Annotated in this window: 23 protein-coding genes; 10 read left to right on the top strand and 13 right to left on the bottom strand. The window is 70.4% G+C overall.

Going from position 1 to position 22,893, the window contains the following annotated elements; translation table 11 throughout:
- Nucleotides 1-412: 412 nt before the first annotated feature.
- The 10 genes from ACFY6U_RS31925 to ACFY6U_RS31880 form a co-directional block, all read right to left on the bottom strand.
- Nucleotides 413-1,885 carry an ATP-binding protein gene (locus tag ACFY6U_RS31925; RefSeq protein WP_390043980.1) on the bottom strand — a complete coding sequence of 491 codons (1,473 nt, stop codon included), beginning with the start codon at nt 1,883-1,885 and terminating at the stop codon, nt 413-415.
- Nucleotides 1,886-1,887: 2 nt separating this feature from the next.
- On the bottom strand, nt 1,888-2,778 hold the full coding sequence (locus ACFY6U_RS31920; RefSeq protein ID WP_390043744.1) for a bifunctional DNA primase/polymerase: 891 nt from the start codon (nt 2,776-2,778) through the stop codon (nt 1,888-1,890).
- A gap of 86 nt (nt 2,779-2,864) precedes the next feature.
- Nucleotides 2,865-3,368 (bottom strand): hypothetical protein, encoded by a 504-nt coding sequence (locus ACFY6U_RS31915; protein WP_390043742.1) that lies wholly within the window; start codon nt 3,366-3,368, stop codon nt 2,865-2,867.
- A 203-nt stretch (nt 3,369-3,571) separates the two neighbouring features.
- Nucleotides 3,572-5,698, bottom strand: a complete 2,127-nt coding sequence (locus ACFY6U_RS31910; RefSeq protein ID WP_390043740.1) for an ATP-binding protein — start codon at nt 5,696-5,698, stop codon at nt 3,572-3,574.
- Entirely contained in the window at nt 5,695-6,033 is a 339-nt protein-coding gene (locus ACFY6U_RS31905; protein WP_390043738.1) for a hypothetical protein, read from the bottom strand. The genes ACFY6U_RS31910 and ACFY6U_RS31905 overlap by 4 nt, the downstream gene beginning before the upstream one ends.
- A gap of 2 nt (nt 6,034-6,035) precedes the next feature.
- Nucleotides 6,036-6,353, bottom strand: a complete 318-nt coding sequence (locus ACFY6U_RS31900; RefSeq protein WP_390043737.1) for a hypothetical protein — start codon at nt 6,351-6,353, stop codon at nt 6,036-6,038.
- A 1-nt stretch (nt 6,354) separates the two neighbouring features.
- Complete coding sequence (locus ACFY6U_RS31895) at nt 6,355-6,702, bottom strand: RRQRL motif-containing zinc-binding protein (protein ID WP_390043735.1); 348 nt, start codon at nt 6,700-6,702, stop codon at nt 6,355-6,357.
- A complete protein-coding gene (locus ACFY6U_RS31890) occupies nt 6,702-7,574 on the bottom strand; it encodes a protein spdB (protein ID WP_390043733.1) in 873 nt (290 codons plus the stop codon). Before ACFY6U_RS31890 ends, ACFY6U_RS31895 begins: the two co-directional genes overlap by 1 nt.
- Nucleotides 7,571-7,840 (bottom strand): DUF6284 family protein, encoded by a 270-nt coding sequence (locus tag ACFY6U_RS31885; RefSeq protein ID WP_390043731.1) that lies wholly within the window; start codon nt 7,838-7,840, stop codon nt 7,571-7,573. Before ACFY6U_RS31885 ends, ACFY6U_RS31890 begins: the two co-directional genes overlap by 4 nt.
- Before the next feature lie 99 nt (nt 7,841-7,939).
- Complete coding sequence (locus tag ACFY6U_RS31880) at nt 7,940-8,119, bottom strand: hypothetical protein (RefSeq protein WP_390043729.1); 180 nt, start codon at nt 8,117-8,119, stop codon at nt 7,940-7,942.
- Nucleotides 8,120-8,533: 414 nt separating this feature from the next.
- On the opposite strand from ACFY6U_RS31880, the gene ACFY6U_RS31875 reads away from it, so the two are divergent.
- From ACFY6U_RS31875 to ACFY6U_RS31865, 3 genes are all read left to right on the top strand, one after another.
- Nucleotides 8,534-9,292, top strand: a complete 759-nt coding sequence (locus tag ACFY6U_RS31875) for a GntR family transcriptional regulator (RefSeq protein WP_390043727.1) — start codon at nt 8,534-8,536, stop codon at nt 9,290-9,292.
- On the top strand, nt 9,273-9,881 hold the full coding sequence (locus ACFY6U_RS31870) for a GNAT family N-acetyltransferase (RefSeq protein WP_390043725.1): 609 nt from the start codon (nt 9,273-9,275) through the stop codon (nt 9,879-9,881). The genes ACFY6U_RS31875 and ACFY6U_RS31870 overlap by 20 nt, the downstream gene beginning before the upstream one ends.
- A gap of 337 nt (nt 9,882-10,218) precedes the next feature.
- Nucleotides 10,219-10,539: a GYD domain-containing protein gene (locus ACFY6U_RS31865; RefSeq protein ID WP_390043723.1), complete on the top strand. Its 321-nt coding sequence runs from the start codon at nt 10,219-10,221 to the stop codon at nt 10,537-10,539.
- 353 nt (nt 10,540-10,892) lie between these two features.
- Here the strand turns inward: ACFY6U_RS31865 and ACFY6U_RS31860 are convergent, their stop codons facing one another.
- Nucleotides 10,893-13,481, bottom strand: coding sequence for an ATP-binding protein (locus ACFY6U_RS31860; protein ID WP_390043722.1), 2,589 nt, complete (start codon nt 13,479-13,481; stop codon nt 10,893-10,895).
- 311 nt (nt 13,482-13,792) lie between these two features.
- On the opposite strand from ACFY6U_RS31860, the gene ACFY6U_RS31855 reads away from it, so the two are divergent.
- The gene (locus ACFY6U_RS31855; RefSeq protein WP_390043720.1) at nt 13,793-14,290 is read left to right on the top strand and encodes a hypothetical protein; all 498 of its coding nucleotides are present in this window, start codon (nt 13,793-13,795) and stop codon (nt 14,288-14,290) included.
- A 64-nt stretch (nt 14,291-14,354) separates the two neighbouring features.
- Here ACFY6U_RS31855 and ACFY6U_RS31850 read toward each other — a convergent pair whose 3' ends face one another.
- Nucleotides 14,355-14,750 (bottom strand): hypothetical protein, encoded by a 396-nt coding sequence (locus tag ACFY6U_RS31850; RefSeq protein ID WP_390043718.1) that lies wholly within the window; start codon nt 14,748-14,750, stop codon nt 14,355-14,357.
- A 188-nt stretch (nt 14,751-14,938) separates the two neighbouring features.
- A complete protein-coding gene (locus ACFY6U_RS31845) occupies nt 14,939-15,430 on the bottom strand; it encodes a MarR family winged helix-turn-helix transcriptional regulator (protein ID WP_390043716.1) in 492 nt (163 codons plus the stop codon).
- Between the two features lie 169 nt (nt 15,431-15,599).
- Here ACFY6U_RS31845 and ACFY6U_RS31840 point away from each other — a divergent pair, with 169 nt between their 5' ends.
- The 6 genes from ACFY6U_RS31840 to ACFY6U_RS31815 all read left to right on the top strand — a co-directional run.
- Nucleotides 15,600-15,941, top strand: coding sequence for an HGxxPAAW family protein (locus ACFY6U_RS31840; protein ID WP_390043978.1), 342 nt, complete (start codon nt 15,600-15,602; stop codon nt 15,939-15,941).
- Between the two features lie 72 nt (nt 15,942-16,013).
- A complete protein-coding gene (locus ACFY6U_RS31835; RefSeq protein WP_390043714.1) occupies nt 16,014-16,886 on the top strand; it encodes a DUF2797 domain-containing protein in 873 nt (290 codons plus the stop codon).
- Nucleotides 16,887-17,151: 265 nt separating this feature from the next.
- Nucleotides 17,152-17,892: a response regulator transcription factor gene (locus ACFY6U_RS31830; protein ID WP_150134013.1), complete on the top strand. Its 741-nt coding sequence runs from the start codon at nt 17,152-17,154 to the stop codon at nt 17,890-17,892.
- The gene (locus ACFY6U_RS31825; RefSeq protein ID WP_390043712.1) at nt 17,889-19,541 is read left to right on the top strand and encodes an ATP-binding protein; all 1,653 of its coding nucleotides are present in this window, start codon (nt 17,889-17,891) and stop codon (nt 19,539-19,541) included. The genes ACFY6U_RS31830 and ACFY6U_RS31825 overlap by 4 nt, the downstream gene beginning before the upstream one ends.
- A 14-nt stretch (nt 19,542-19,555) precedes the next feature.
- On the top strand, nt 19,556-21,061 hold the full coding sequence (locus ACFY6U_RS31820; protein ID WP_390043710.1) for a glycosyltransferase: 1,506 nt from the start codon (nt 19,556-19,558) through the stop codon (nt 21,059-21,061).
- Nucleotides 21,058-22,893: glycosyltransferase family 39 protein (locus ACFY6U_RS31815; RefSeq protein WP_390043708.1), on the top strand; the 1,836-nt coding region annotated here is incomplete at its 3' end. The genes ACFY6U_RS31820 and ACFY6U_RS31815, both read left to right, overlap by 4 nt.

Genomic DNA, 22,893 nt, shown 5'->3' with positions numbered 1-22,893 from the left:
GGAGCCTGCGTGTGTCCGAGGTGGGGATTTCTGCGTCACCGCGTCACCTGCGTCATCTAGTGCCTCTGACCTGCGGGTTTGGGGTGACGCAGAGGGTTGGGGGTGCGTCACCGGTGACGCAGGCTCTCCGTCATCGGTGACGCAGATGACGCAGGGGTGACGCAGAATTCGCCGTCTGCGTCACCGCCGTCCGCGCAGCTCAGGGCGCGCTTTCCGGGGTCTGGTGACGCAGGTGACGCAGACCTTCCCTACTTAGGAAAAAGAGGGGGGTGTCTGTGGTGGTTGGGTGCGGCTCAGCGCGTGAATGAGGGGCCGCTGCGCGGCGCGACCTTTGGGCGGCGCGAGCGCCGAACAGCAAGAGGAGCACGCGGGGCCGGTGGTGCTCCTCTTGCTTGAACAGCGGTGACGCCGGTCAGAGCGTCTGCTGTTCGTGCGGCGGCGCGGCCTGCGTGCGGGTCATCTCGATGTAGCGGCCCGTTTTGGTGCGGCCGGAGTCGATGAGCACGCCCCGGGCGGCGAGGGTGGGCTGTAGCCGCTTGAGCCGGTCGGAGAGCACCTTGCCCGTGGTCGGCCACCCCTTGGGCAGGGAGCGGAAGTCGTCGCCGGTGTAGACGCGGCTGAGGCAGTGCAGCCATTCCGTGGACGTCATCCGCTGTCCGGTGCCCGGTTCGATGGTCGCGGCGTGCGCGAGCACGGTCTGTGCCATCAGGTCGCCCTCGATCACGTCGTCGTTGAGGTCGTCCAGGCTGGCCCGGTAGGCGGCGAGAGCTCCCAGGCCGGTGGCCGCGTCGAGTTGCGCGCACAGGTGGGCGAAGTCCGCCATGCGCAGGTCGGTCGGGGTTTCCGCGTCCACTGCTCGGACCTGCACGGTCAGGTCCAGGAGGGAGCCGAGGATGACGGGCAGGACGTCCGCGAACTCCGTCCACAGCTCGTGCTCGGTGCGCCGCACGCGGGGCCGTTCCAGCCGAAGCGGTAGGAGCCGTTCGGCGAGGTCGGGGCGGATGACTCCGACGTCGATGCCGGTCAGGAGCAGGGGGCGGCGGTAGCCGAGGCGGAAGACGTCCCCGTCGGTGAACAGCGAGCGCTTGACGTTCTCGGCCCCTGTGACGATGCAGCACATGGCGTCGGACAGGTCCGGGCTCATGTGGGAGAGGTTGTCGAGCGCGGTCACCCACCCGGCCGCCACGGCGGTGATCAGGTTCTCCTCGTCCTTCGGGGCCCGGCGTAGGTCACCGCTCATGCCTTCGATGATCCGTACGAGCATCCGGCCGCCGGTGGACTTGCCGGCGCCCTGCGGGCCGGTGAGGAACGGTGCGGGGACGGGAACGGACGGACCGAGGCAGCCGACCAGCCACGCGATGGCCAGGCACTCGGTTTCGGCGGTGGCGAAGTTGCACAGCCGCATCAGCAGGTCGATGCCCTTGCCGTCGGTGTTCTTGACCGGCATGGGGAGTTCCCCGGTGAGCTGGGTGCGCCGCCAGCACACCTCACGCGGGTCGGGGACGGCGATGTCCCACCCGGTGGGGTGGATGCGCACGGACTGTCCGTCGGCGCGTCCCAGGTCCAGCCACGTTGCTCCGTCGAACCCCGGAGCGACGCGGATGTAGACGGCCTGCGTCTCCTCGGTGAGCGCGAGTGCTTCGATCAGGTCCAATGCCTCCTTCATCGCGGTCCCGTTGAAGACGCCGATCCCGTCCCGGAACAGCCCCACCATGAGTTCCTGCCGGTGGCTGCCGGTGGTGCCCTGGGAGCGGATGGGGCGGGCGACGGGGTGGCCGTTGCGCTGCGCGTACACGGTCCCGTCGGCGGTGCGGAAGTACCGGAAGTGCGCTTGCGCGTAGTCGGTGATGATTTCGCGGGCCGGGCTCTTGTCGTCGTCGGACATGGTCACAGTCCCAGCGTGGTCAGGGCGTTGGTCCACGCGTCGGTGCAGTGCCGCGGGGATTCGCCCTTGGCCTGCGCGGCGGTGAACAGCCGGCCGACATGAGCGTCGGTGAGGCAGCCGCACCGGCCGTGCGTGGACAGCACCGCGAGGAACGTGCGGTACACGGTCGCGTGGACCGCGCTGCGAGCCTCGGTGATCCGCTGTACGGCCATGGACACGCCACGGTCCAAGTAGGTCGGTGTGCGGTGCGGGCATACACCCCCACGGGCCCCCAGGGGCCCTGTGAGGCTCTGTGCCGCCCTGCGGGGCGCGGGCGGCTCCTTTACTGCCAGAGCGCGCACAGAGTCCGGCAGAGGCGCCGTGACGCCGACGCCCTCTCCGAGCCAACGAGCGTACGCGGCATGGGACTTGAGGTCGACACCGGGCCGGACGGCGTTGGCGGACGGCATCGTGCCCTGGTAGATCCAGTGCTCTCCCCGCGTCGTCGCAACGGTGCGGGTGACGGGAAGCGTGGCGCGGGCCCATGCGATGGCGGCGGGGTCGTCCAGGTCGACCACGGTCACGCCGGCGCCGCCGGGGTGGTAGGCCACGGCCGCCGCGTGCCGCCATGCCGGCGCCCACGCGGGCGAGGCGATGACGGCGGGGTCGGTGGTCGCGGCGGCCCACGCGTGGCACGGCGCCCCGCACTTGCAGGTGCCCGCCGCCTTCATGTTCGGCCGCCCGCCGCACGCGTTCCGGGCGCAGGCCAGGCAGTTCCCGAACGGCAGCTTCCCCCGGCGCAGCGGCAGCACCGGCAGGCCATCGGCCGCGAGGCGCAGCGCGGTGCGCAGGTGCTCGCTCACGCCGCCACCGAGTGAGGCGGGCACTCGCCGAATATCGGTCGGTTGCGTCATTCTGGATGTCTCCAGTTCCTTGGTTGGTCCTGGTTGAGCAAGGGCGGCCCCGGACTTTGGCGAGACGGGGGCCGCCCTTGGCGTGGCTAGCTGGTGTGCTGGTTGCGGGTGCGGGCGGACAGTCCGTAGGTCTTGCTGGTGGTGTGGTGCTGGCTGACCGGGCCCCGGTAGTGGTGGTGGGTCTCGGTGTGGACGCCCTTGAGCGAGCGCAGTGCGGTCCCGATGGCGGCGAAGACGCCGGCGACGGCGGCGATCGGGAGGGTCACGAACAGAACGCTGGTCAGAGAGACGGCAGCGAATCCCTGGCACGCGAGCCAGACACCGCACCCGACGCCGACGAACGCGGCTCCGACGCCGATGCCGGCGACGGCGGTCCCGGCGGCCCACGCGGGCACGATCCGCCGGTCCGGCTGCATGACCGGGGGCGTGTCGCCGTAGGCGGGAAGCGGGCTGTCGTCGCGGTAGGAGGTCGGGGTGTCGGGGGCGGGCCGGTAGGCGTCGGCGATGATCCGGCGCGCTTCGGCGGCGGCCACGTCGTCGCTCATCCGGACGCCCTTGTTGAGCGCTTCGGGGGTGGTCTCGGGGTACATGCGGAATCCCTTCCGGTACGGGTCGGGGGAGGCGGGCACACCCCCTGCCGGGGGCGCTGAGAGGGGGGTTTCGGGGCTCTGAGCTGGGCGCCTCCCCGCCTCCCCAAAGCGATGTTTTCGCTGATCAACGCGGGGGAGGCGGGGTGGGGAGGCGGTTGGGGAGTTCTCCCCGCCTCCCCGGACGCGGGAGGGTTGCCTCCCCGCTACTCGGAAGCAGAAGCGGAATCCTCGTTGTCGCGCATCGCGATGGCGCGCAGGACGTGATCGCGGTGGACGGCCATGCGCCCGTGGGACTTGCGAGGCTCCTCGCCGTAGGCCTCCATCGCGCCCTTGAGGTTGCCGAACGTCCACGCCCCGTAGGCGTCCTCGCTGAGCACGGCGAGCCGCTTGAGGACGTCCTGGGTGACCAGACGCGGCGCGTCCCCGAGCACGCTGAGGATGTCGGCGAGCGCGTCGCGCTCCTCGCGCTGGTCGACGGCGCGCAGCGTGGTGACACCGTTGCGCAGGGCCTTGGCCCGCTCGCAGATGGCCTTGGCCGCGTCGTCGTCGATGTAGTGGGTGCGCACGGTGATGGACGCCTGGCCAGCCGGGACCGTGATCCCGTCGGAGGCGACGACCAGCGTTCCCTTGTCCAGCCCCTGCCGGAGCAGGTGCGGGGCGGCGCCGCCGTCTACGGCCTTGTCCCCCAGCGCCATGCGGGCCTGCTGCTCGGTGCCGAGTGCGAGGGAGGCGCGGGTGTGGGCGCCCTCGCGGACCAGCTTGGGAAGGTTCTGGTCGGTGGGGTCCTGGGTGCCCTGCCACATCAGCACGTCCACGGCACGGCCCTGGTTGTGGATGCGGCGCACGGCCATGAAGTACCGGCTGGTGGCCTTGGAGCCGCCGTAGGGGTTCTTCTGGTCGTCCTTGACCGGGCACATGAACGCCACCTGCGCTTCATCGACGATGACCACCAGCGGGTTGAACACGGCCTTGGGGTCCTGCTGCCGGACCCCGATCCGCCGGTTCATCTCGTCCAGGGCGTCCTCAACCATCCACGTCGCCTCGACCACGTCGTCATCGGTCGGACCCTGGATCAGGACGGAGGCGAGCCCGTCGAACATGCCCCAGTCCCCGACGCCCTTGAGGTCGGCGATCCGGAACTCAACCGTCTTGTCCAGCGCCGCCCACAGCGCGAGCGCACGCAGAGAGGCGGTCTTGCCCTGGTTGGAGAGACCGGTGACCAGGAGGTGACGCTGGAACAGGCTGAGCTGCGCCGCGTCCCCGCGCAGGTCCTGACCCCACGGGGCCTTGCCCTTCTTGTAGTCGGCGGTCGCCGTCTCGTCAGTGACCAGCGGCGACGGGCCGATCGGCTCATCCAGCGCCCCGGAGTCGGCGACCCACAGGCGGACCGTGCGCGCGGCCTCGGGGATCGTGATGAACACCTCGTGCTCGTGCCGGGTCAGGTTCTCCGCCAGCTTCCGCCGGCGCTGCTGCACTTCGATCGTGGACACCCCCGACGGAAGCGTGACGTCGACCTCTACGCCGCATCCGGCGATCCGGATTGGACCGAGCATCGACGCGCCGGCGTCGCCCATCTCCTTGATGGCGTTGCGCAGCGCGGGCACTCCGAGGTCGCGCAGGGCCTTGACCACGATGGACGGGGTGATCGGCTCACCCTCGCTCGATCGCTGGTGCTCCGGCATCGACCACGACGGCGCCGCCTTCTGATGCGCGCCGACCGACCACAGCGCCAGCAGAGCGAGGAACGGGGCGATCGTGAGCGCCGGGCCCCACACGATCTGCACGATGCGGATCAGGGTGGCGATGAAGTCGATGGTGGCGGCGAGCGGGGTGATGACGTCCGCGGGGTGCTTCGTGTTGATGGCCATCACGACCCCGAGCGCGACCAGCACCCCGAGGCTCATCCCGGTGCCGACGGCGACTCCCTTGGCCGCTTCCACCGGGGAGTGGAGCAGGTCCATGCGGCGGTGGTGGCGTGCCTGGCGGAAGCGCTGGAGACGCTCCTCCCACTCCTCGGCAACTTCCAGGTTCCCGGTGGCTTCGGCGGCCCGGATCATGCGCTCGTAGCGGGCGCCGGTACGGCCGTCCCAGGTGCGGCGGGCCACGATCCGCCCGCCGTTGAACGTGTACAGGCCGTGCCGGGCAACCGCCCGGACCACGGTCTTCGTGCTCTCGTCGGTCGCAGCGGCCTTCACGGCGCGGCCGGAGCGCACCCACAGCGGCAGCCGCGGGGCGGGCGCCGGGTCGGGGACGACCGTGAGGACGGTCGGGGCGTTGGCGCCGGTCGGCGGGTCGGTGGGCTTGTGGAGGTTGATGACGTTCTCGGTCATGACGGCAGGTCTCCAGTGCGGGAGGCGAGAGAGGGCAGATCGGCGCACCGGGCACGGTTCTCGGCACGGCTGAGCTGGGACGGGCGGGTGCGGGGGCCGTCGACCCAGCAGAACGGGCGGATCGTGTCGGCGGCGGTGAAGACGCGGATGGCGCTGCCGGCCGGGGCGTCGGGCAGGGCGTAGACGCGGGCCCCGTCCAGGCTGGCCAGGAGTCGGGCGCCGTGGTGCTCGCACCCGTTCGCGCCGGAGTTGTGCGCGTCCAGCACGGTCACCACGACCGGACCGACACAGCCGGTCGGGTCCTCGGGGTGAGCGGCGGGGCAACGGCGGTCCATGCTCACCACCACCCCGACGACTTCTTCGCGGCCTTGTCGCGCTTGGCCTCGGTGAGCAGTTGGCGCCGCTCGATGTACAGGGCCTGCAGCTCTGCGTTCAGCCGGGTCTCGGCGGCGGTGCCGATGGAGTCCATCCGGTCGTCCGCGCCGCCCGTGCTGCGGCCCTTGTAGACGCTGCGGGCGCCGCCGGCCATCGCACGGAGCATGTCCCGGCGCTCGCGGCCGGTCAGCGGCCACCACTCACCCCGGCGGACCGCTTCCAGCTTGTTCGTGGTCTTGCGGATCTCACGGTCGATACGGCGAATCTCAGAACTGGCCATGTCAGGCAGTCCCTTCGGACCCATGCGGGTCGGGGTAGGCGCACGGCGCGCAGGTGCCGAGCGACGGGGGGATGACGTATCCGGCGTCACGCCGGCAGGCGGGGCAGGTGCGGCGGGCGGCATTGGCCTTGGCGAGCGCCGCCCACCGCGCCGCCGTCATCGGCCGGACCGGCTTGGCCAGGTCGACCCGGTACAGGTAGGCGACCAGCGGGGGCCGCCGGCGGCGGGGGCGTTCGAGCTGCGCGGCCACCTGCTGACCACCGGGGCGCAGGTTGCGGGCCCGGAGTTGGCGGCGGGTGGCGTAGCCGTCCGGTGCCAGGTGCCACCGGAACACCGGCAGCGCGGCCATCAGATGACGCGCTTCCAGGCGGCCCTGAGGCGGACTTCGGAGGCGGAGTGGCCGGACGTGCGGAAGCGGGTGGCCATCTCCCGGTACGACAAGGGCGGTTGCTCGCTGGTCCGGATCTCATCGACCAGCGTGTCCAGGGCCGCGTCACTGAGCGCGGGCGCCGGCTCCAGCGCCGCAACCGACTCGGAGGGACCCCACACGGGCAGGTCCCACGAGGGTGTGACGTCGGGTGTGACGCGGCTCGTCACGCTGGTCAGGGCCCGTCCGGTGCTCTCGCCCTTGCGAGCCGTCTCCAGCGTCGACCACGCCCCAGCGAGGGTCTCAGCGGTCTTGGCCTGGACGCGTGCGACGCGCGCACCGGCCTCGGTCACGGCCGTCAGCCGCGTCTCCTCGGTGGACGCTTCCGCTCGCAGGCGGGCGCGGGCTACGGCCGCGTCGTCGCGGGCTTCCTGCTGAATGCCCCGGATCATGTCCAGCGCCGCCGGGGTGAGCGCCGTGCGCTCCCACAGGCCGTGGACCAGCCACAGCATCTTGGCGGCGATCGGCAGCCACGCCACCGCCAGCCACGCCCCCATCGACGTCTCTGCGGTCACGGCGTGGGTGACCAGTACACCCGAGGCGAGCGCGCCGAAGGACCAGCCGACGGCGGTAACGGCGTTGCTGTGGTCGCCCTGCGCGGCCAGCCGACGCTCGTAGGCGAGGGTGGCGAGCCATCCGCCGTCGATGCCCAGACCGACGACCAGGGCGACGTACCAGGGGACGGCCGCACCCAGCCACATCATGACCACGGCCAGGGTGAGGACCATGGACACGCCGGTCATCGCCACCGCCGGCAGCACGGTCAACAGGCGCTTGGCGTTGAGGTGCCTCATGCCGCACCGCCGGGCAGGGTCTCGCTGGCCGTGCGGTTGATCAGGGCGACGCGGGCGGCGAGCGCCCGGCGGCGGGCCCGACGGATCCGGCGGGCGTCCAGCTCGGTCGGGGTGCGGTCCAGGGTGATGATCTGCGCGTCCAACAGGTCGACGTCCGCCAGGATGACGGGCATCTCGTTCTCGATCGCGTCCAGTTCCGCGTCCGTCGGCTCGATCCAGTCGGCGAACGCGGTAACAGCGTCCTGAACAGTCACGATGGTGCTCATAGGGTCGTGTTCTCCTTCGTAGTGGAACGGCCCGAACAGCGGCCCCGGTGTTCCAGCACCGGGGCCGCGCGCCGTTTGAGGGTTGGAGCGGTGCAGTGGTTAGCGGCGGAAGGCCCAGCGGGTGAGCGCGCTGAGCTGGTCGGTGACGTCGATGACGCGGCCGGACTCCAGTTCGTCCGCGCGGTTCTCCATGCGCTTGGCCTTGGCTTCGTTGCCGCGCGAGCGCACCACGGCGGCGGCGCGGCGGTGGTCGGCGGCGGCTTTCTTCAGGCGGTCCATAAACAGTCCTCCCGACTGTCGGTGAAGCCCTCGCGGCTCCCCTCAGCGCTGCACGTGCGAGACGTGCAGCGGAGGCAACCGGCCGCAGCGGTGAGCTGCGGAAAGGTCGGATTGCGCTGTACTCGCACGCAGGAACAGAACCCGCGGGCGCCGCCCTCTTGCTCGCAGAGGCGGGGCGGTCTTCCTCATCAGCTCTCTGTTGAGTTCTCAAACAGCTCTCGCTTCCTTCGAGCCCGTTTCACGGGGCCCTCCGGGCGTACCTGTACGGTTGAACCGTACGTGACACCCCGTCTAGCTTGTCTGGAGGAGTGCCTGGACATGAGATTGCATCAGTTGAGCTTGGATAGTCAAGCCCCCTGGTCTAACTTGTACGGAGGAGTCGGAGGAGGAGAGACGTTGCCGGTGCGACGCGGTATGACCAAGGCGCAGGAAATTGCCTACGACCTGCGCGAACAGATCCAGTCCGGTGCCTTGGCCGGGGGCGATGCGCTCCCGAGCGAGACGCAGATGATGAGCCAGTACGGCTACAGCCGCGAGACTGTTCGCGCCGGCGTCCGTCAACTGGTCGAGGAAGGCCTAGTCGTCACGGGCCAGGGCCAGGGCAAGTACGTCCGCGAGGACTACCCGCCCGTCGTGTGGAACTGGACGACGCTGGAGAGCCGGAGTCGCCACGCCAACGCGGTTGAAGGACGGACCGCAGGTGACCAGTGGGCGAGCGCGATTTCGGAGAACGGGAACGCCCCCCGGCAGGACATCTCCGTGTCGATCGTGGAGCCCCCACCCCACGTCCGCGAGCGCCTTGAACTGCCCCCAAACGGGCTGGCTGTGGCTCGCAAGCGTGTCCGGTTCATAGACAACCGGCCTTACGCCCTTGCTGACTCGTACTTCCCTCAGGAACTCGTCACTGGTACACCCCTGATGGAGCCGCGAGACGTCTCCGCACCTGGCGGCATCCTGGCTTCCGTTGGGCTCATCCAGAACAAGTACGTGGACGAAATCTCAGTGCGCATGCCGACTCGCCAGGAGGCCGAACTACTTGCTCTACCTGCGGCAACACCGATCGCAGAGCACACCCGAACGGGCTATGACGCGGACGGTCGGCCCCTCCGCTGCATGGTCACAATCCTCCCCGGAGACAGGCACAAGATCCTCTATGAAGTCGGCACAGACTGAGTACCTCCGCCCCGCAGCGGCAAAGGATGTACCCGCCCTCTTGACTCTGCGAACAGAGGCTGAGGGGTGGTTGCGCACCAAAGGCACGGATCAGTGGAGCGACCCGGAAACGGGCGAACGGGCCATCGGCAAATGGCGCGCCAGCATAGATGAGGGGCGCGCGTGGGTCGTGGTCGACGAGGGCGAACGGGTGCTCGCGACAGTCAGTCGCGGCCCCGTTGACCGGGACTTCTGGACGGACGCGGATCACCCCGAATCAGCGCTCTATCTGTACAAGCTGATCGTTGCCCGTGACGCGTCTGGCCGGCACCTCGGCACGCGCGTCATCGACTGGATGTCCCGGCTGGCAGCGCTTGAGGGACGTTCTTGGGTGCGCATCGACACCTGGCGGACGAATACCGGGCTGCACGCCTACTACGAGCGGTTGGGGTTCGAGCACGTGCGTACCGAGGCGCCGCCGCACAGGCTCTCAGGGTGGCTTGCCCAACGCCCGGCAGGAGAGTTGGCCATGCCGGAAGACCTCTTGCCGGTGGGCGCCGATAGTGCACGCATCGAAGTGCCGACTCAAGTGGGCCGAACCGCGACGTGACCAGGGAAAACGGTGCGACGCTCTGACATCAGCCGCTGACATCAACAGCCACGGACGTCGGCGTACAACGGTGGACCGACGCGGGCTGACCCCCGTGGATTGTGCGCGCTCAAAGGCTGGTTGGCGGGTCGCTCATCCAGGGTGAACACGCCTACGGATCAGAAGGTTGCAGGTTCGAATCCTGCCGAGTGCACACAGACGAAAGGCCCCGGAGAGATCCGGGGCCTTTCGCGTTGTGTGCCTTACGGGTGAATCCAGCCGCTCGCTGATCGGCCCGTGCCGTGGTGGCGGGAAGGCCATGGTGCGTACCGGACCCCGCACGGGCAGGGAGCGCCCCATGCCGAAGTTCCTCATCCAGGCCACCTACACGCCCGAGGGGACGAAGGGCTTGCTCAAGGAAGGCGCGAGTGGCCGCCGCGCAGCCGTCGAGCAGGTCGTCGCGGGCCTCGGCGGGACTGTCGAGGCCATGTATTTCGCCTTCGGAGAGGACGATTTCGTGTGCATCCTCGACTTCCCCGACGCGGTCTCCATGGCCGCCGTCAGCCTGAGCGTCAAGGCCAGCGGCGTGCTCCGCACCCGGGCCACTCCCCTCCTCACCCTCGACGAGATCGACGAGGCCGCCCGCCGGCAGGTCGGCTTCCGCCCTCCCGGCGAGTAGGCCGACCCGGCCCCGGGGCGCCGTCGGCCGGGCCGGTCCCCGGCGTCCGGGGTCAGGCTGCCGACGGATGGATGTCGTCCAGGCTGTCGACGATCGTCACGGAGGACGGATGTGCGGGCGTGGGCACCTGGACGAGTATGGGCACATAGACCACGTCGCCGTGTCTGTACTCGGCCTTCCACGAATTGCGGTAACAGACGACCACGTCCGGACTGCGGTGTGCCGCATAACACCGTTCGGCCCGCGATTCCGGTGCCGGGAGAAGCGCGGTACAGCAGCAGACCGCGACCACGAGGCAGACGTTCGGAAGAGTTGCTCTCCGCATTCTCGGCCGCACCTTTCGAGGAGGTTTGTCAGCATTTCGAGTCGTGGAGTTTACGGGCGGCCTCCTGACGGGAGTGGACGCCGAGCTTGGCCAGTACCGCACCCACGTGGTGCCCGGCGGTCTTGGGCGTGATGTAGAGGCGGGCGGCGATCTCCGCATCCGACAGGCCCTCGTTCAGCAGCTTGAGGACGTCCATCTCCCGGATGGTCAGCCCGTACGGATTGGCCCGGGTGGCCGCCCGCGGGCCGCGCCGGACCGGGCGGACACCGCGGGCCCGCATCACGGCGCGGGTACGTGCCACGACCGGCCGGGCGTCGAGGGCCTCGAAGGCGGCCAGAGCCTGGCGCAGCGCCGGGGCGTCGCCGGACATGCGGGCCAGCGCGGCCTGGTACGGGCAGCCGAGTCTGTCCCACTGGGCCGCGGCACCGGCCCAGTCGCCGGCGAGTTCCAGCGCGTAGGGTCCGGCCCCGGGCACCTGCGGGGGTGTTCCTCCGACGCGGCCGATCCAGCAGGCCAGGGGGCCGGACAGCCAGGGATGGCTGCGCTCCGCCAGGGCGTCCAGGCCGCGTTGCGCCTCCGTCCGCACCAGCTCGTGGTCGCCGGCCAGCCAGGCCGTCTCGACCCGGGCCTCCCACCCCAGTCCCGTGTCCAGCAGGCAGCCCGGGTCGACCAGGCCCGCCGCCTGCTCCAGCAGCGGCCACCCCTGGGCCCTGCCCTGGCGAGCCCGCACCAGACCCAGGACGGTCAGGGCCAGGGCCTCGACGACCGGTGGCGAGCTGGGATGGGAGAGGACCTCCTGCGCGGCCTCGGCGGCCTGGGCCCACGAGCCCCGGCTCAGCAGCCCCCAGCTGCCCCAGGCCCTCGTGCACAGCAGGTAGGACAGCAGATCGTGGTCGAGGCAATAGGCCTCCGACCGGTTCACGGCCTCGGCTGTCCGGGCGGCATCGCGTTGCAGGGCCGCGAACCAGCACATGATGAGCGCCAGGAAGCCCGCGTCCTCCGGCAGATCCTGCGCCATCGCGCTGGCCACCGCCTGTTCGCACTCCTCCCAGCCGGACCCCCCGCTCAACATGGCTGCCGCCGCCGCATGGAAACGGGCCTGGACGACCACCCCCGCGTCGCCGAAGCGCTCGCCGAGAGCGATCGCCTGCTCGGCGTAGGCGGCGGTCACCCGCACCTCCTCGTGCTCGTAGCAGGCCAGCTGGCAGAGGTTCAGGTACGCCCGGGCCAACTCCCGGCTCGGCCCCAGCCCTTCGAGCACCCGCACCGCGTCCAGGCCGGTCCGTCCGGCCTCGACGGTCCGCCCGAACGGCCACAGCCAGCACGACAGCCAGCGCAGGTCCTCGCCTTCGCGCCGCCGGTCGCCCAGGGCGCGGCGCAGCTTCACCGCCTTACGGCGGGAGGCGATCCCCTCGTCCAGCCAGCTGGACAGCAGACAGGCCTGCGAGTGGCCCTCCAGCAGGGAGGTCCTCCGGTCGAGCGGCAGGAGGTCGGCATACCGCAGGGCGCGGGCGTACTGGGCGGCCGCCTCCCGGTGCGCGCCCAGCGCGGCGGCATGGGCGGCCGCGGCGGGCGCGTACTCCAGCACGGCGATCGGATCCCCGGCACCCTCGGCATGATCGGCCAGCAGCGACAGATCGTCCGCGACGACCGGGCGGGACCGCATCGCCGCCAGCACCTGCTGGTGCGTCCGCAGCCGGTGGGCGGCCGGGACGGACTCCAGCACCGCCAGCCGGGTCAGCTCGTGGCGGAACTCGGCCACCTGCCCGTCGGTCCGCACGATTCCACCGGCCACGGCCTCGTCGAGCGCCTCCTCCGGGGCCGGCACCATGCCGGCCAGCAGCGGAAGCGGGACCCGGCGCCCCAGGACCGCCAGCACGTCGACGACCCTGCGGGCCGCGGCCGACAGGCCGGCCAGGCGGCCGGCGGCGGCTTCGCGCACCGTGGCGGGGATGGACTCCCCGGGGGCGGCCAGGATCTCGGTGACGATGAACGGGTTGCCGGCGGAGACGTGGTAGAGCTGTTCGGTGTCGACGGTGTGTCCGCCGGCCAGCCGGGCCACGGCCCGGCGGCTCAACGGGGCCAGGTCGTGGCGGTGCACCCACGGATAGCCGGCCAGGGTGCCCAGGAGCGCGGTCACGTTGTGGGTACGGCCGATCTCGTCGTCGCGGTAGGTGGCCACCACCAGCGCGGGAACGCTCGGCAGGCGCCGGGCCAGGTAACGCAGCAGGTCCGTCGTGGCCTCGTCGGCCCAGTGGACGTCCTCCACGACCAGCAGGCTGGGGTAGGAGCTCAGATCGGCGAGCAGACAGTCGAAGACCTCGTCGGACCGGCAGGTGCCGGCCAGCGCCCTGCTCAGGGCGGTGCGCACCGCCTGGCCCAGGCGCGGGGCCAGGTCCGTCAGCGGACCCAGGGGGCGGGGTGTGGCCAGCGGGTCGCAGGCGCCGACCAGGATCCGGATCCGGGGATCGGCCAGTTGGGCCAGGCGGTTGACGACGCTGGTCTTGCCGATGCCGGCCTCGCCGCGCACAAGGGCCAGTCGTCCAGGGCCGGTCACCGCTTCCTGCAGGTGACCGGTGAGGTCCTGGAGTACGGCCTCTCGCTCTAGCAGGTCCATCACCAGCCATTTTCCCTCCGTGGCCGGAGCCGCGCAAAAGATCCAGACCGATCAGGACGGGTCGGCAGGTGGGGTGATGTGGGGAATTCCGGACTGGGATGTGGGGTGTGCCTGCTGGAACTTGGGGTGTCCACCCGATGTGCCCCGAGTACGGCAGGGGCATGCTGGCGAAAGAGTCCCGCTACCGGATTTCCCGGTTTACGCGGCTCAAACCGGCGTCTTCGAGGCCGAATTGGCGCGGCCCAATCGAGTCCTCAGGTCGAACCGACTGGAAAACCGGCCCGATCCGTACTCATCGAAAAGGGATCACCATGCTCAAGAAGATCGCAAAGCGTACAGCGGTGCTGACGGCATCGGCCGCACTGGCCGCAGGAGGCGCTCTGGCCCCCACCGCCGCCTTCGCGGCCCCGACGCCGACAGTCGCGCACGTGGTGGCGCCGGATGACACCGGAGGCGGGAACAACAACAACAATAACAACAACAACGGCGGAGGTGGAAACAACAACAATAACAACAATAACAACAGCGGTCACCACAAGGGTGGGCGCCACAACAACAACAACAATAACAACAACAACGGCGGGGGCGCGAACAACAACAACAACAACAACGGCGGGGGCGCGAACAACAACAACAATAACAACAACAACGGCGGGGGCGCGAACAACAACAACAATAACAACAACAACGGCGGAGGTGCGAACAACAACAACAATAACAACAACAACGGCGGAGGTGCGAACAACAACAACAATAACAACAACAACGGCGGGGGCGCGAACAACAACAACAATAACAACAACGGCTGAACTTCGCAGCTCGGCGGCCGGTGAATGGTCACTCGGTCGCCGGGCTGTTGTGTGGGGTGGCGCCTCAGCTCTGGTGGCAGTTGATGTTCTGGTTTCCCGTCAGGGTGTTGCTCGACCCGACCTGCCCCTTCGGCAAGCAGATCTGGAAGTTGATGAGTGACTTGCCCAGAATCGGGAGGACGCCTGCCCCGCCGGTCTGGGTCTGGCTGTCGCCGTTGTTGTTGTTATTGTTGTTGTTCGTGCCACCCCCGTTGTTGTTATTATTATTGTTCGGACCACCCCCGTTGTTGTTATTGTTGTTGTTATTGGTGGTCTGGGCTCCGGTCGAGGTACCGCCCTCTCCGGCCAGTCCCAGCGGGTAGGACGTCCCCAGGAGCGGAATGTCGCTCAGGAGTGAGAGGAGGCCCCCGCCGCTCTGGGCCTGGGCGCCGCCGGCGCTGAAGAGAATCGCCGCCGTCACGGCGGCGCTGATCGTGGCAAAACGCTTGGCGAGCTTCAATCGACCGACCTTTCGTCGTCCCTGGTGCCGAATCTCGGGCTTTAACGGACAGGATGACGAACGGCCAGTGTCGGACGAATACTAGGCGCGCTGCAGCGCCCCCCTTTTCCCCCGTACAGCCCCAGAATTCCTGCCGGAGCCCGGCTGAATCAGCAGGGCTCCGCCGAGTCGTTCCCGTTGAGCTTCTCCAGATATTCGTGGGCGAGGGCGGTCGCGCGGGTGAACCAGTCGGTGAGGATGGCGAGTTCGTCGGGGGTGTAGTCGGCGAACAGTTCGGTGAGGCGGGCGTAGTGGCCGGCGTAGACCGCCTCGACGCGGCTGACGGCTTCCGGTACCGCGGCGACGCGGACCCGGCGGCGGTCGTCGGGGTCGGGGCGGCGGGTGACGTAGCCCGCGCGTTCCAGGCGGTTGAGGATGCCCGTCACCGCGCCGGTCGTCACGTGGGCGCGAGCGGCCAGGTCGCCCGCGGTCAGCAGGTCGTCGCCCGCCTCCAGGACGAAGGCGAAGCAGGTGAGGTCCGTGACGTTCACCCCGAGCCGCCGGGCCAGCTCCTGCTGGCCGATCACATGGGCCGCGATGAGGTGGTCCATGGCGGCCAGCGCCAGGGCCGGGTTCGCGGGCGGTCGCGGCTTGCCGTGCATGGTCGTTCCCGTTTCCGTGGAGATCCGAAGATTCCCTTAGCGTGTGAGAGGTATGGGGGGTAAATTTCTCACTCGGTGAGGGATTCTAGTCGCCCTCGCGTCGGACTGGGTGTTCCGCTGCCTATGAAGGGGAGACGGGTACGTGAGTCAGCACGACGAAGGCCACACGATGGCAGGGTGGACCGGTACCGCGATCGCGACCGTCGGAAGCGGTCTGCTGGGGCTGGGGGTGTGTACGGTCTCGGCCGCCGCCCTGGTCGCGGGGCTCGCGGTGTGTGCCGTGAGCGTCCTGGTCACCTGGTATCTGCATCTCGCGGGGTGGGGCAAGCCGCCGGGTCCGCGGCCCCGGGCGCAGTGGCCCCTCCGGGTGCGGGACACCGGCGCCCGCGACGGCCACCCCGGATGCGTCTCGTGCCGGCTGGCGGGCCGGGGACGGCGTACCGCGTCGGAGCTCCGGCCGGTGTCCGCCGTCGGTGAGGCGGAGCCGGCGACCGCGGAGGCCGGCGGCTGACCCGGAGGGACCGAGGACCACAACTCGGCCGCCCCGGGCCGTTGTCAGTGCCGCCCTCTACCCTCGCGGGTGATGGCACAGGTGTGGAAATGCTCGGGGCTGCGGTGGTCGGACGACGGACCCGTGCTGAGGTGGAGCGGCGGGCGGCGCAGTCCGCTCACCCGGGGGAAGCGGGTGGCCTTCGGGGTGGCCGAAGGGGGTGTGCGGGAGTGCGTGGGAGCGCGCGGGCACGCCTGTCCGACCCGGGCACCCGTGTCCGGCAGGAGTACCGGTGCCCGGTGCGAGGAGTGTGCGCGGCTGGACCGGGCGCACTCCGTGGCCGCCGACACCGTCGCCGACGATCCCCGGCCGTACCACGTGTATCTGGCGTGGTTCGGGCCCGGCATGGTCAAGGTGGGGATCACGGCGGTCGAGAGGGGGCCGGCCCGGCTGCTGGAGCAGGGGGCCGTGTGCTTCAGCTGGCTGGGCGCCGGGCCCCTGATGGCAGCCCGGCGGGCCGAGGAGCTGTTGCGGGCCGCGCTCCGGGTGCCGGACCGGATCCCGTACGGCGACAAGCGCGTCGTACGCGCCCTGCTGCCGACCGCCCCGGCCGAGCGGGCGGCCGAGGTCGAGGGACTGCACGCGCTTGCTGTCGCGCTCGGCGGCTGGCCCGAGTCGCTCGTCCCCGAGCCGTGCCAAGTCGTCGATCACATGGGGGTGTTCGGACTGGACGGGGTGGCCGCCGCCGTCGGTGAGGTGGCCGAGCTGGTGCCGGGCGGCGTGGTGAGCGGTGAGCTGGTCGCGGCGGCCGGGCCGGATCTGCACCTCGCGACCCGGCGCGGTGTCGTCGTCCTGGACACGCGCTTGCTGCCCGGGTGGGAACTGACCGCCGCCCGGGTCGGGGAGGAAGGCCAACTGCAGGTGCCGGTCCGGGAGTTCGAGGTCCCCCAGGACGGGCTCTTCTGAGCGCCGGCAGTACCCCGGAAGCCTCGCCGCGCGGAACCCGCCCCGGCTCGGTACGCTCTCATCAACGGCTCATCGGCACCTCATCAACGGTCCGGGACGTGGCCCGGACGTACATGATCCGCACAGCCCGGCACGAGCGCGGTCACGAGTTCATGCACACGCGATGGGATTCCCAGGCGTTCCCTGAGAGGCGCCTGTGTGTTTCTTAGGGAAATCACAGATTAGTGAAAGCGTGTTCTCAGAGGACACCGACAAGGTGTCCACCATGACCACGACCTCGCCCCAGGGGCGCACCGAACTGCTGAGGCCGGACGGGAGCCCCGTCCGAGTGCTTGTGGTGGACGACGAGCTGTCGATCACCGAACTCCTTTCCATGGCCCTTCGCTACGAGGGCTGGCAGATCAGGAGTGCGGGCGACGGCCAGGGCGCCATACAGACCGCCCGGGAGTTCCGCCCCGACGCCGTCGTCCTCGACATGATGCTGCCCGACATGGACGGCCTCACCGTGCTGGGGCGCCTGCGGCGCGAACTGCCGGACGTGCCGGTGCTGTTCCTGACCGCGAAGGACGCGGTCGAGGACCGGATCGCGGGTCTCACGGCCGGCGGTGACGACTACGTCACCAAGCCCTTCAGCCTCGAAGAGGTCGTGGCCCGGCTGCGCGGGCTCATCCGCCGCTCCGGCGCGGCCGACCGGCGGTCCGACTCCGTGCTCGTCGTCGGTGACCTCACCCTGGACGAGGACAGCCACGAGGTCTCGCGGGCCGGGGAGTCGATCCACCTCACCGCCACCGAGTTCGAGCTGCTGCGCTTCCTGATGCGCAACCCGCGGCGGGTGCTCAGCAAGGCCCAGATCCTCGACCGCGTGTGGTCGTACGACTTCGGCGGCCAGGCCAACGTGGTCGAGCTCTACATCTCGTACCTGCGACGGAAGATCGACGCCGGCCGGGAGCCGATGATCCACACCCGGCGTGGCGCCGGGTACCTCATCAAGCCCGCCGCCTCATGAGCGGGCGACGACGGCCGCGTACGCAGAAGCGACTAGCGGGAAAACCGCGCACCCTGCGGACCCGGCTCGTCGTCGTGTCCGTGACCCTGATCGCCGTGGTCTGCGCGGTGATCGGGACGGTCACCACCCTCGTTCTGCGGGACCACCTGTACGGGCAGCTGGAAGGCAAGCTGGGCGAGGTCGCGGCGCGTGTGGCGCCTCGCGACTTCGGCGGCCCGCTCGGCAACCGGCTCAAGACCAACGGCACCGGGACCGGCTCCGCCACCGGCAGCGCCGGGCCCAATCAGGATCAGAACGCCGACGGCACCACCGACCTCTCCAAGTTCGTGACGGGCCCGCAGCCGGACGGCACCATCGCGGCCACGGTCCAGAACGGCAGCATCACCGACTCCAAGCGGGGCGTGAAGTCCAGCGACGACTTCTCGATGAGTGCCAAGGCGCTCACGGACGCCCAGCTCAAGGTGCTCAACTCCGTCTCCCAGGACCAGAGGATCCACAGCGTGGAGATGCCGGGCCTCGGCACGTACCTCGTCAAGTACGCGACCGACGGGACCACCGGCTACTACGTCGGTATCCCGACCGCCGACGTCGACGGCACCATCAACACCCTGATCATCGTCGAGATCAGCCTCACCGCCTCCGGTCTCATCGCCGCCACCCTGGCCGGCACCGTGATGGTCAACGTCGCCACCCGCCCCCTGCGCCGGGTCGCCGCCACCGCCACCCGGGTCTCCGAGCTTCCGCTGCACACCGGCGAGGTGAACCTCAGCGAGCGGGTGCCGGACACCGAGTGCGACCCGCACACCGAGGTCGGCCAGGTCGGCTCCGCGCTCAACCGGATGCTCAACCACGTGCACGGCGCCCTGCACGCCCGCCAGCAGAGCGAGATGCGGGTACGGCAGTTCGTCGCCGACGCCAGTCACGAGCTCAGGACCCCGCTCGCCTCCATCCGCGGCTACGCCGAGCTGACCCGGCGGGGCAGGGAGCAGGTCGGGCCCGACACCCGGCACGCCCTCGGCCGTATCGAGTCCGAGGCCGGGCGGATGACCCTCCTCGTGGAGGACCTGCTGCTGCTCGCCCGGCTGGACGCGGGGCGCCCGCTGCAGTTCGAGCACACCGACCTCATCCCGCTCGTCGTCGACACGATCAGCGACACGCGTGCCGCCGGCATGGACCACAACTGGCGCCTCGACCTGCCCGACGAGCCGGCGCTGGTCGCCGCCGACGCGGCCCGGATCCAGCAGGTGCTGATCAACCTGCTCGGCAACGCGCGCAAGCACACCCCGGCCGGGACCACCGTCACCGCTCGCATCCAGCGCCGCGGTCCGTGGATGTGCGTCGACGTGGAGGACAACGGGCAGGGCATTCCGCCGGATCTGCTGCCGCACGTCTTCGAGCGGTTCGCGCGCGGCGACTCGGCGCGGTCGCGGTCCACGGGATCCACAGGTCTGGGGCTCGCCATCGTGCAGGCGGTGGCGTCCGCGCACGGCGGTGCCGTCACCGTGGACAGTGTTCCCGGCCGCACGGTGTTCACCCTGTATCTGCCCGCGCTGGCCCCGGCCGCTCCCCAGCCGGACCCCGAAACCAACTGGCAATCGCACTCACAGGCACAGCACAGTGCCACCACATGGGTGCGACAGGGCGCTTGACGAGAGTCGATGCCATGCGAACCGACTCTTCTCCCGGCACCCTGCCGGCGCGGGAGCACCTCCCGGCCGGTAACGCCGGTACGCCTGTCCTGGACGTAGTGATCCCCGTCTACAACGAGGAGAAGGACCTCGGCCCATGCGTCCTCAGACTGCATGACCACCTCAAGCGCACGTTCCCGTACGCGTACCGCATCACCATCGCGGACAACGCGTCCACGGACACCACGCCCCAGGTGGCCAAGCAGCTGGAGGCGGAGATCGCCGAGGTCAAGTCGTTCCGGCTGGAGCAGAAGGGCCGCGGCCGTGCGCTGCGGACCGTCTGGTCGGCCTCGGACGCGCCGATCCTCGCGTACATGGACGTGGACCTGTCGACCGACCTGAACGCGCTGCTGCCGCTGGTGGCGCCGCTCATCTCCGGCCACTCCGACCTGGCGATCGGTTCCCGGCTGGCCCGCTCGTCGCGCGTGGTGCGCGGCGCCAAGCGGGAGTTCATCAGCCGCTCCTACAACCTGATCCTGCGCGGCTCGCTGCAGGCCCGCTTCTCGGACGCGCAGTGCGGCTTCAAGGCGATCCGGCGCGATGTCGCGCAGGTGCTGCTGCCGATGGTCGAGGACACCGGCTGGTTCTTCGACACCGAGATGCTGGTGATCGCCGAGCGCGCGGGGCTGCGCATCCACGAGGTGCCCGTCGACTGGGTCGACGACCCGAACTCGACCGTGCACATCGTGAAGACGGCCACCGAGGACCTCAAGGGCGTGTGGCGGGTCGGCAAGGCGCTGGCCACCGGTTCGCTGCCGCTGGACCGCATCACCCGCCCGTTCGGTGACGACCCGCGTGACCGCGACATCCAGGACGTGCCGAAGGGCCTGGCCCAGCAGCTCGTCGGGTTCTGCGTGGTCGGCGGCCTGTCGACCCTCTTCTACCTGGTCCTCTACAGCCTCTTCCGGGAGTTCTCCGGCTCGCAGATCGCCAACGCGCTCGCGCTGCTGGTGTCGGCGGTGGCGAACACGGCCGCCAACCGGCGTCTCACCTTCGGGGTGCGCGGCCGGGGCGGGGCGGTCCGGCACCAGGCGCAGGGCCTGGTCGTCTTCGGTATCGGCCTCGCACTCACCAGTGGCTCCCTCGCCGCCCTGAACGCGGCGAGCAGCGACCCCTCGCACTCCACCGAGCTGGCGGTGCTGATCGCCGCCAACCTCGCGGCGACCGTGCTGCGCTTCCTGCTCTTCCGCGCCTGGGTCTTCCCGGACCGCGACGGCACCGACCGGCAGGAGTCGACGGTGGTGGCCCAGCACAACCCGTCGTCCCCGACCTACACGACCGGCGGACACCAGCCGTACCAGCCGCCGTTCCAGCCGCAGGGCCCGCTCCCGCAGCGCCCGGCGCACCCGCCGTACGCCCAGAACGGCGCCACGACCACTCAGTTCCGCGCCGGTGAAGCCGCGGACGGCACCTGGAGGGACGCCACCATGCAGTTGCAGCCGGTGCGCCCCCACGACACCGAGCCGGGGGAACCCCGATGAGCACCGACACCGAGCATCCGGCCCAGTGGGGCCCACCCCCGACCGCGCCCCCCACGGCTCCCCCGCAGCCGCAGCAGGCCCCCGACGTCCCGGTGGCGCCCGCCCCCGGCTCCGGTGAACCGAAGCAGCCCTTCGTACGGAGACTGTGGCGCGGCCGCCCCGAGGACCCCCGCTGGGTGCGCCCGGCCTTCCTCGGCCTGCTGGTCGCCACCGCGGTGCTGTACTTCTACAACCTGAGCGTCAACGGCTACTCCAACTCCTTCTACTCGGCCGCCGTCCAGGCCGGCACCAAGAGCTGGAAGGCGATGTTCTTCGGCTCGCTGGACGCGGGCAACGCGATCACCGTCGACAAGCCCTCGGCGTTCATGTGGCCGATGGAGATCGCGGCCCGGATCTTCGGCCTGAACTCCTGGACGATCCTCGGCCCCGAGGTCCTCATGGGCGTCGGCACGGTCGCGGTCGTCTACGCCTCCGTGCGCCGCCGGTTCAGCCCCGCGGCCGGCCTGATCGCGGGCGCCGTGCTCGCGCTCACCCCCGTCGCGGCGCTGATGTTCCGGTTCAACAACCCGGACGCGATGCTGGCCCTGCTGATGGCGCTGGCCTGCTACTTCGTGGTCCGCGCCGTCGAGGACGGGCGTACCAGGTGGCTGGTGTGGGCGGGCGTGGCGATCGGCTTCGCCTTCCTCGCCAAGACGCTCCAGGCCTTCCTGATCCTGCCGGCGCTGGCGTTCGTGTACGCGGCCGTCGGCCCGCACACGTGGAGGAAGCGGCTCGGGCAGCTGGCCCTGGCGACCGGCGCGCTGGTCGTCTCCGGCGGCTGGTGGGTGGCGATCGTCGAGCTGTGGCCGGCGTCCTCCCGCCCCTACATCGGCGGCTCCCAGGACAACAGCTTCCTGTCGCTGACCTTCGGCTACAACGGCCTCGGCCGCATCAGCGGCGACGAGACCGGCAGCGTCGGCGGCGGTGGCGGCGGCACCGGCTCGGGCCAGTGGGGCGAGACCGGCTGGGACCGGATGTTCAACTCCGAGATCGGCAGCCAGATCTCCTGGCTGATCCCGGCCGCGCTGATCCTCCTGGTCGCCGGTCTGGTGGCGACCCGCAGGCTGCAGCGGACCTCGGTGACCCGGGCCTCGTTCCTGGTCTGGGGCGGCTCGCTGCTGATGACCATGATCGTGTTCAGCTACATGGCGGGCATCTTCCACCAGTACTACACGGTCGCCCTCGCCCCCTACATCGCCGCCGTGGTCGGCATGGGTGCGGGGCTGCTGTGGGAGAAGCGCGCCGAACTGTGGGCGTCGATCACCCTCGCCGCCGCCGTGGTCTCGGCCGCGGTCTGGGGTTACGTCCTTCTCAACCGCACCTCCACCTACCTGCCCTGGCTGAAGTACCTGGTCCTGATCGGCGGTCTGGCCGCCGCGCTCGGCCTGGTCTTCGCGGGCCGGATCTCGCGGCAGCTCGCCCTCGGCGCGGCCGCGGTGGGCCTGCTGGCCGCGCTCGCGGGTCCGACGGCGTACACCCTGAGCACGGTGAACTCCGCGCACACCGGTTCCATCCCGACGGCCGGTCCCGCCGGTGCCAGCATGATGGGCTTCGGCGGCGGTGGCGGTCCCGGTGGTGGCCGGGGCGGCTTCGGCGGCGGTATGGGCGGTGGCGGCTTCGGCCAGAACCAGCAGGGCGGCAACGGCACCACCCAGGGCCAGGGCCAGAACGGCACCGGCGGCTTCCCGGGCGGCACCGGCGGCTTCGGCGGCGGTATGGGCGGTGGCGGCTTCGGCCAGAACCAGCAGGGCGGCAACGGCACCACCCAGGGCCAGGGCCAGAACGGCACCGGC

It is taken from the genome of Streptomyces sp. NPDC013157, assembly GCF_042899865.1.
GTDB lineage: Bacteria > Actinomycetota > Actinomycetes > Streptomycetales > Streptomycetaceae > Streptomyces.
This window is presented reverse-complemented; position numbering and strand designations above follow the sequence as displayed.

Coding starts and splice junctions, on each gene's coding strand:
- ACFY6U_RS31870 (WP_390043725.1), top strand. CDS start 9,273: ATGAAGTCGGCACAGACTGAGTACCTCCGCCCCGCAGCGGCAAAGGAT.
- ACFY6U_RS31865 (WP_390043723.1), top strand. CDS start 10,219: ATGCCGAAGTTCCTCATCCAGGCCACCTACACGCCCGAGGGGACGAAG.
- ACFY6U_RS31835 (WP_390043714.1), top strand. CDS start 16,014: ATGGCACAGGTGTGGAAATGCTCGGGGCTGCGGTGGTCGGACGACGGA.
- ACFY6U_RS31875 (WP_390043727.1), top strand. CDS start 8,534: ATGACCAAGGCGCAGGAAATTGCCTACGACCTGCGCGAACAGATCCAG.
- ACFY6U_RS31910 (WP_390043740.1), bottom strand. CDS start 5,698: ATGACCGAGAACGTCATCAACCTCCACAAGCCCACCGACCCGCCGACC.
- ACFY6U_RS31920 (WP_390043744.1), bottom strand. CDS start 2,778: ATGACGCAACCGACCGATATTCGGCGAGTGCCCGCCTCACTCGGTGGC.
- ACFY6U_RS31840 (WP_390043978.1), top strand. CDS start 15,600: ATGGCAGGGTGGACCGGTACCGCGATCGCGACCGTCGGAAGCGGTCTG.
- ACFY6U_RS31890 (WP_390043733.1), bottom strand. CDS start 7,574: ATGAGGCACCTCAACGCCAAGCGCCTGTTGACCGTGCTGCCGGCGGTG.
- ACFY6U_RS31855 (WP_390043720.1), top strand. CDS start 13,793: ATGCTCAAGAAGATCGCAAAGCGTACAGCGGTGCTGACGGCATCGGCC.
- ACFY6U_RS31845 (WP_390043716.1), bottom strand. CDS start 15,430: ATGCACGGCAAGCCGCGACCGCCCGCGAACCCGGCCCTGGCGCTGGCC.
- ACFY6U_RS31895 (WP_390043735.1), bottom strand. CDS start 6,702: ATGGCCGCGCTGCCGGTGTTCCGGTGGCACCTGGCACCGGACGGCTAC.
- ACFY6U_RS31820 (WP_390043710.1), top strand. CDS start 19,556: ATGCGAACCGACTCTTCTCCCGGCACCCTGCCGGCGCGGGAGCACCTC.
- ACFY6U_RS31860 (WP_390043722.1), bottom strand. CDS start 13,481: ATGGACCTGCTAGAGCGAGAGGCCGTACTCCAGGACCTCACCGGTCAC.
- ACFY6U_RS31900 (WP_390043737.1), bottom strand. CDS start 6,353: ATGGCCAGTTCTGAGATTCGCCGTATCGACCGTGAGATCCGCAAGACC.
- ACFY6U_RS31885 (WP_390043731.1), bottom strand. CDS start 7,840: ATGAGCACCATCGTGACTGTTCAGGACGCTGTTACCGCGTTCGCCGAC.
- ACFY6U_RS31905 (WP_390043738.1), bottom strand. CDS start 6,033: ATGGACCGCCGTTGCCCCGCCGCTCACCCCGAGGACCCGACCGGCTGT.
- ACFY6U_RS31825 (WP_390043712.1), top strand. CDS start 17,889: ATGAGCGGGCGACGACGGCCGCGTACGCAGAAGCGACTAGCGGGAAAA.
- ACFY6U_RS31830 (WP_150134013.1), top strand. CDS start 17,152: ATGACCACGACCTCGCCCCAGGGGCGCACCGAACTGCTGAGGCCGGAC.
- ACFY6U_RS31880 (WP_390043729.1), bottom strand. CDS start 8,119: ATGGACCGCCTGAAGAAAGCCGCCGCCGACCACCGCCGCGCCGCCGCC.
- ACFY6U_RS31915 (WP_390043742.1), bottom strand. CDS start 3,368: ATGTACCCCGAGACCACCCCCGAAGCGCTCAACAAGGGCGTCCGGATG.
- ACFY6U_RS31925 (WP_390043980.1), bottom strand. CDS start 1,885: ATGTCCGACGACGACAAGAGCCCGGCCCGCGAAATCATCACCGACTAC.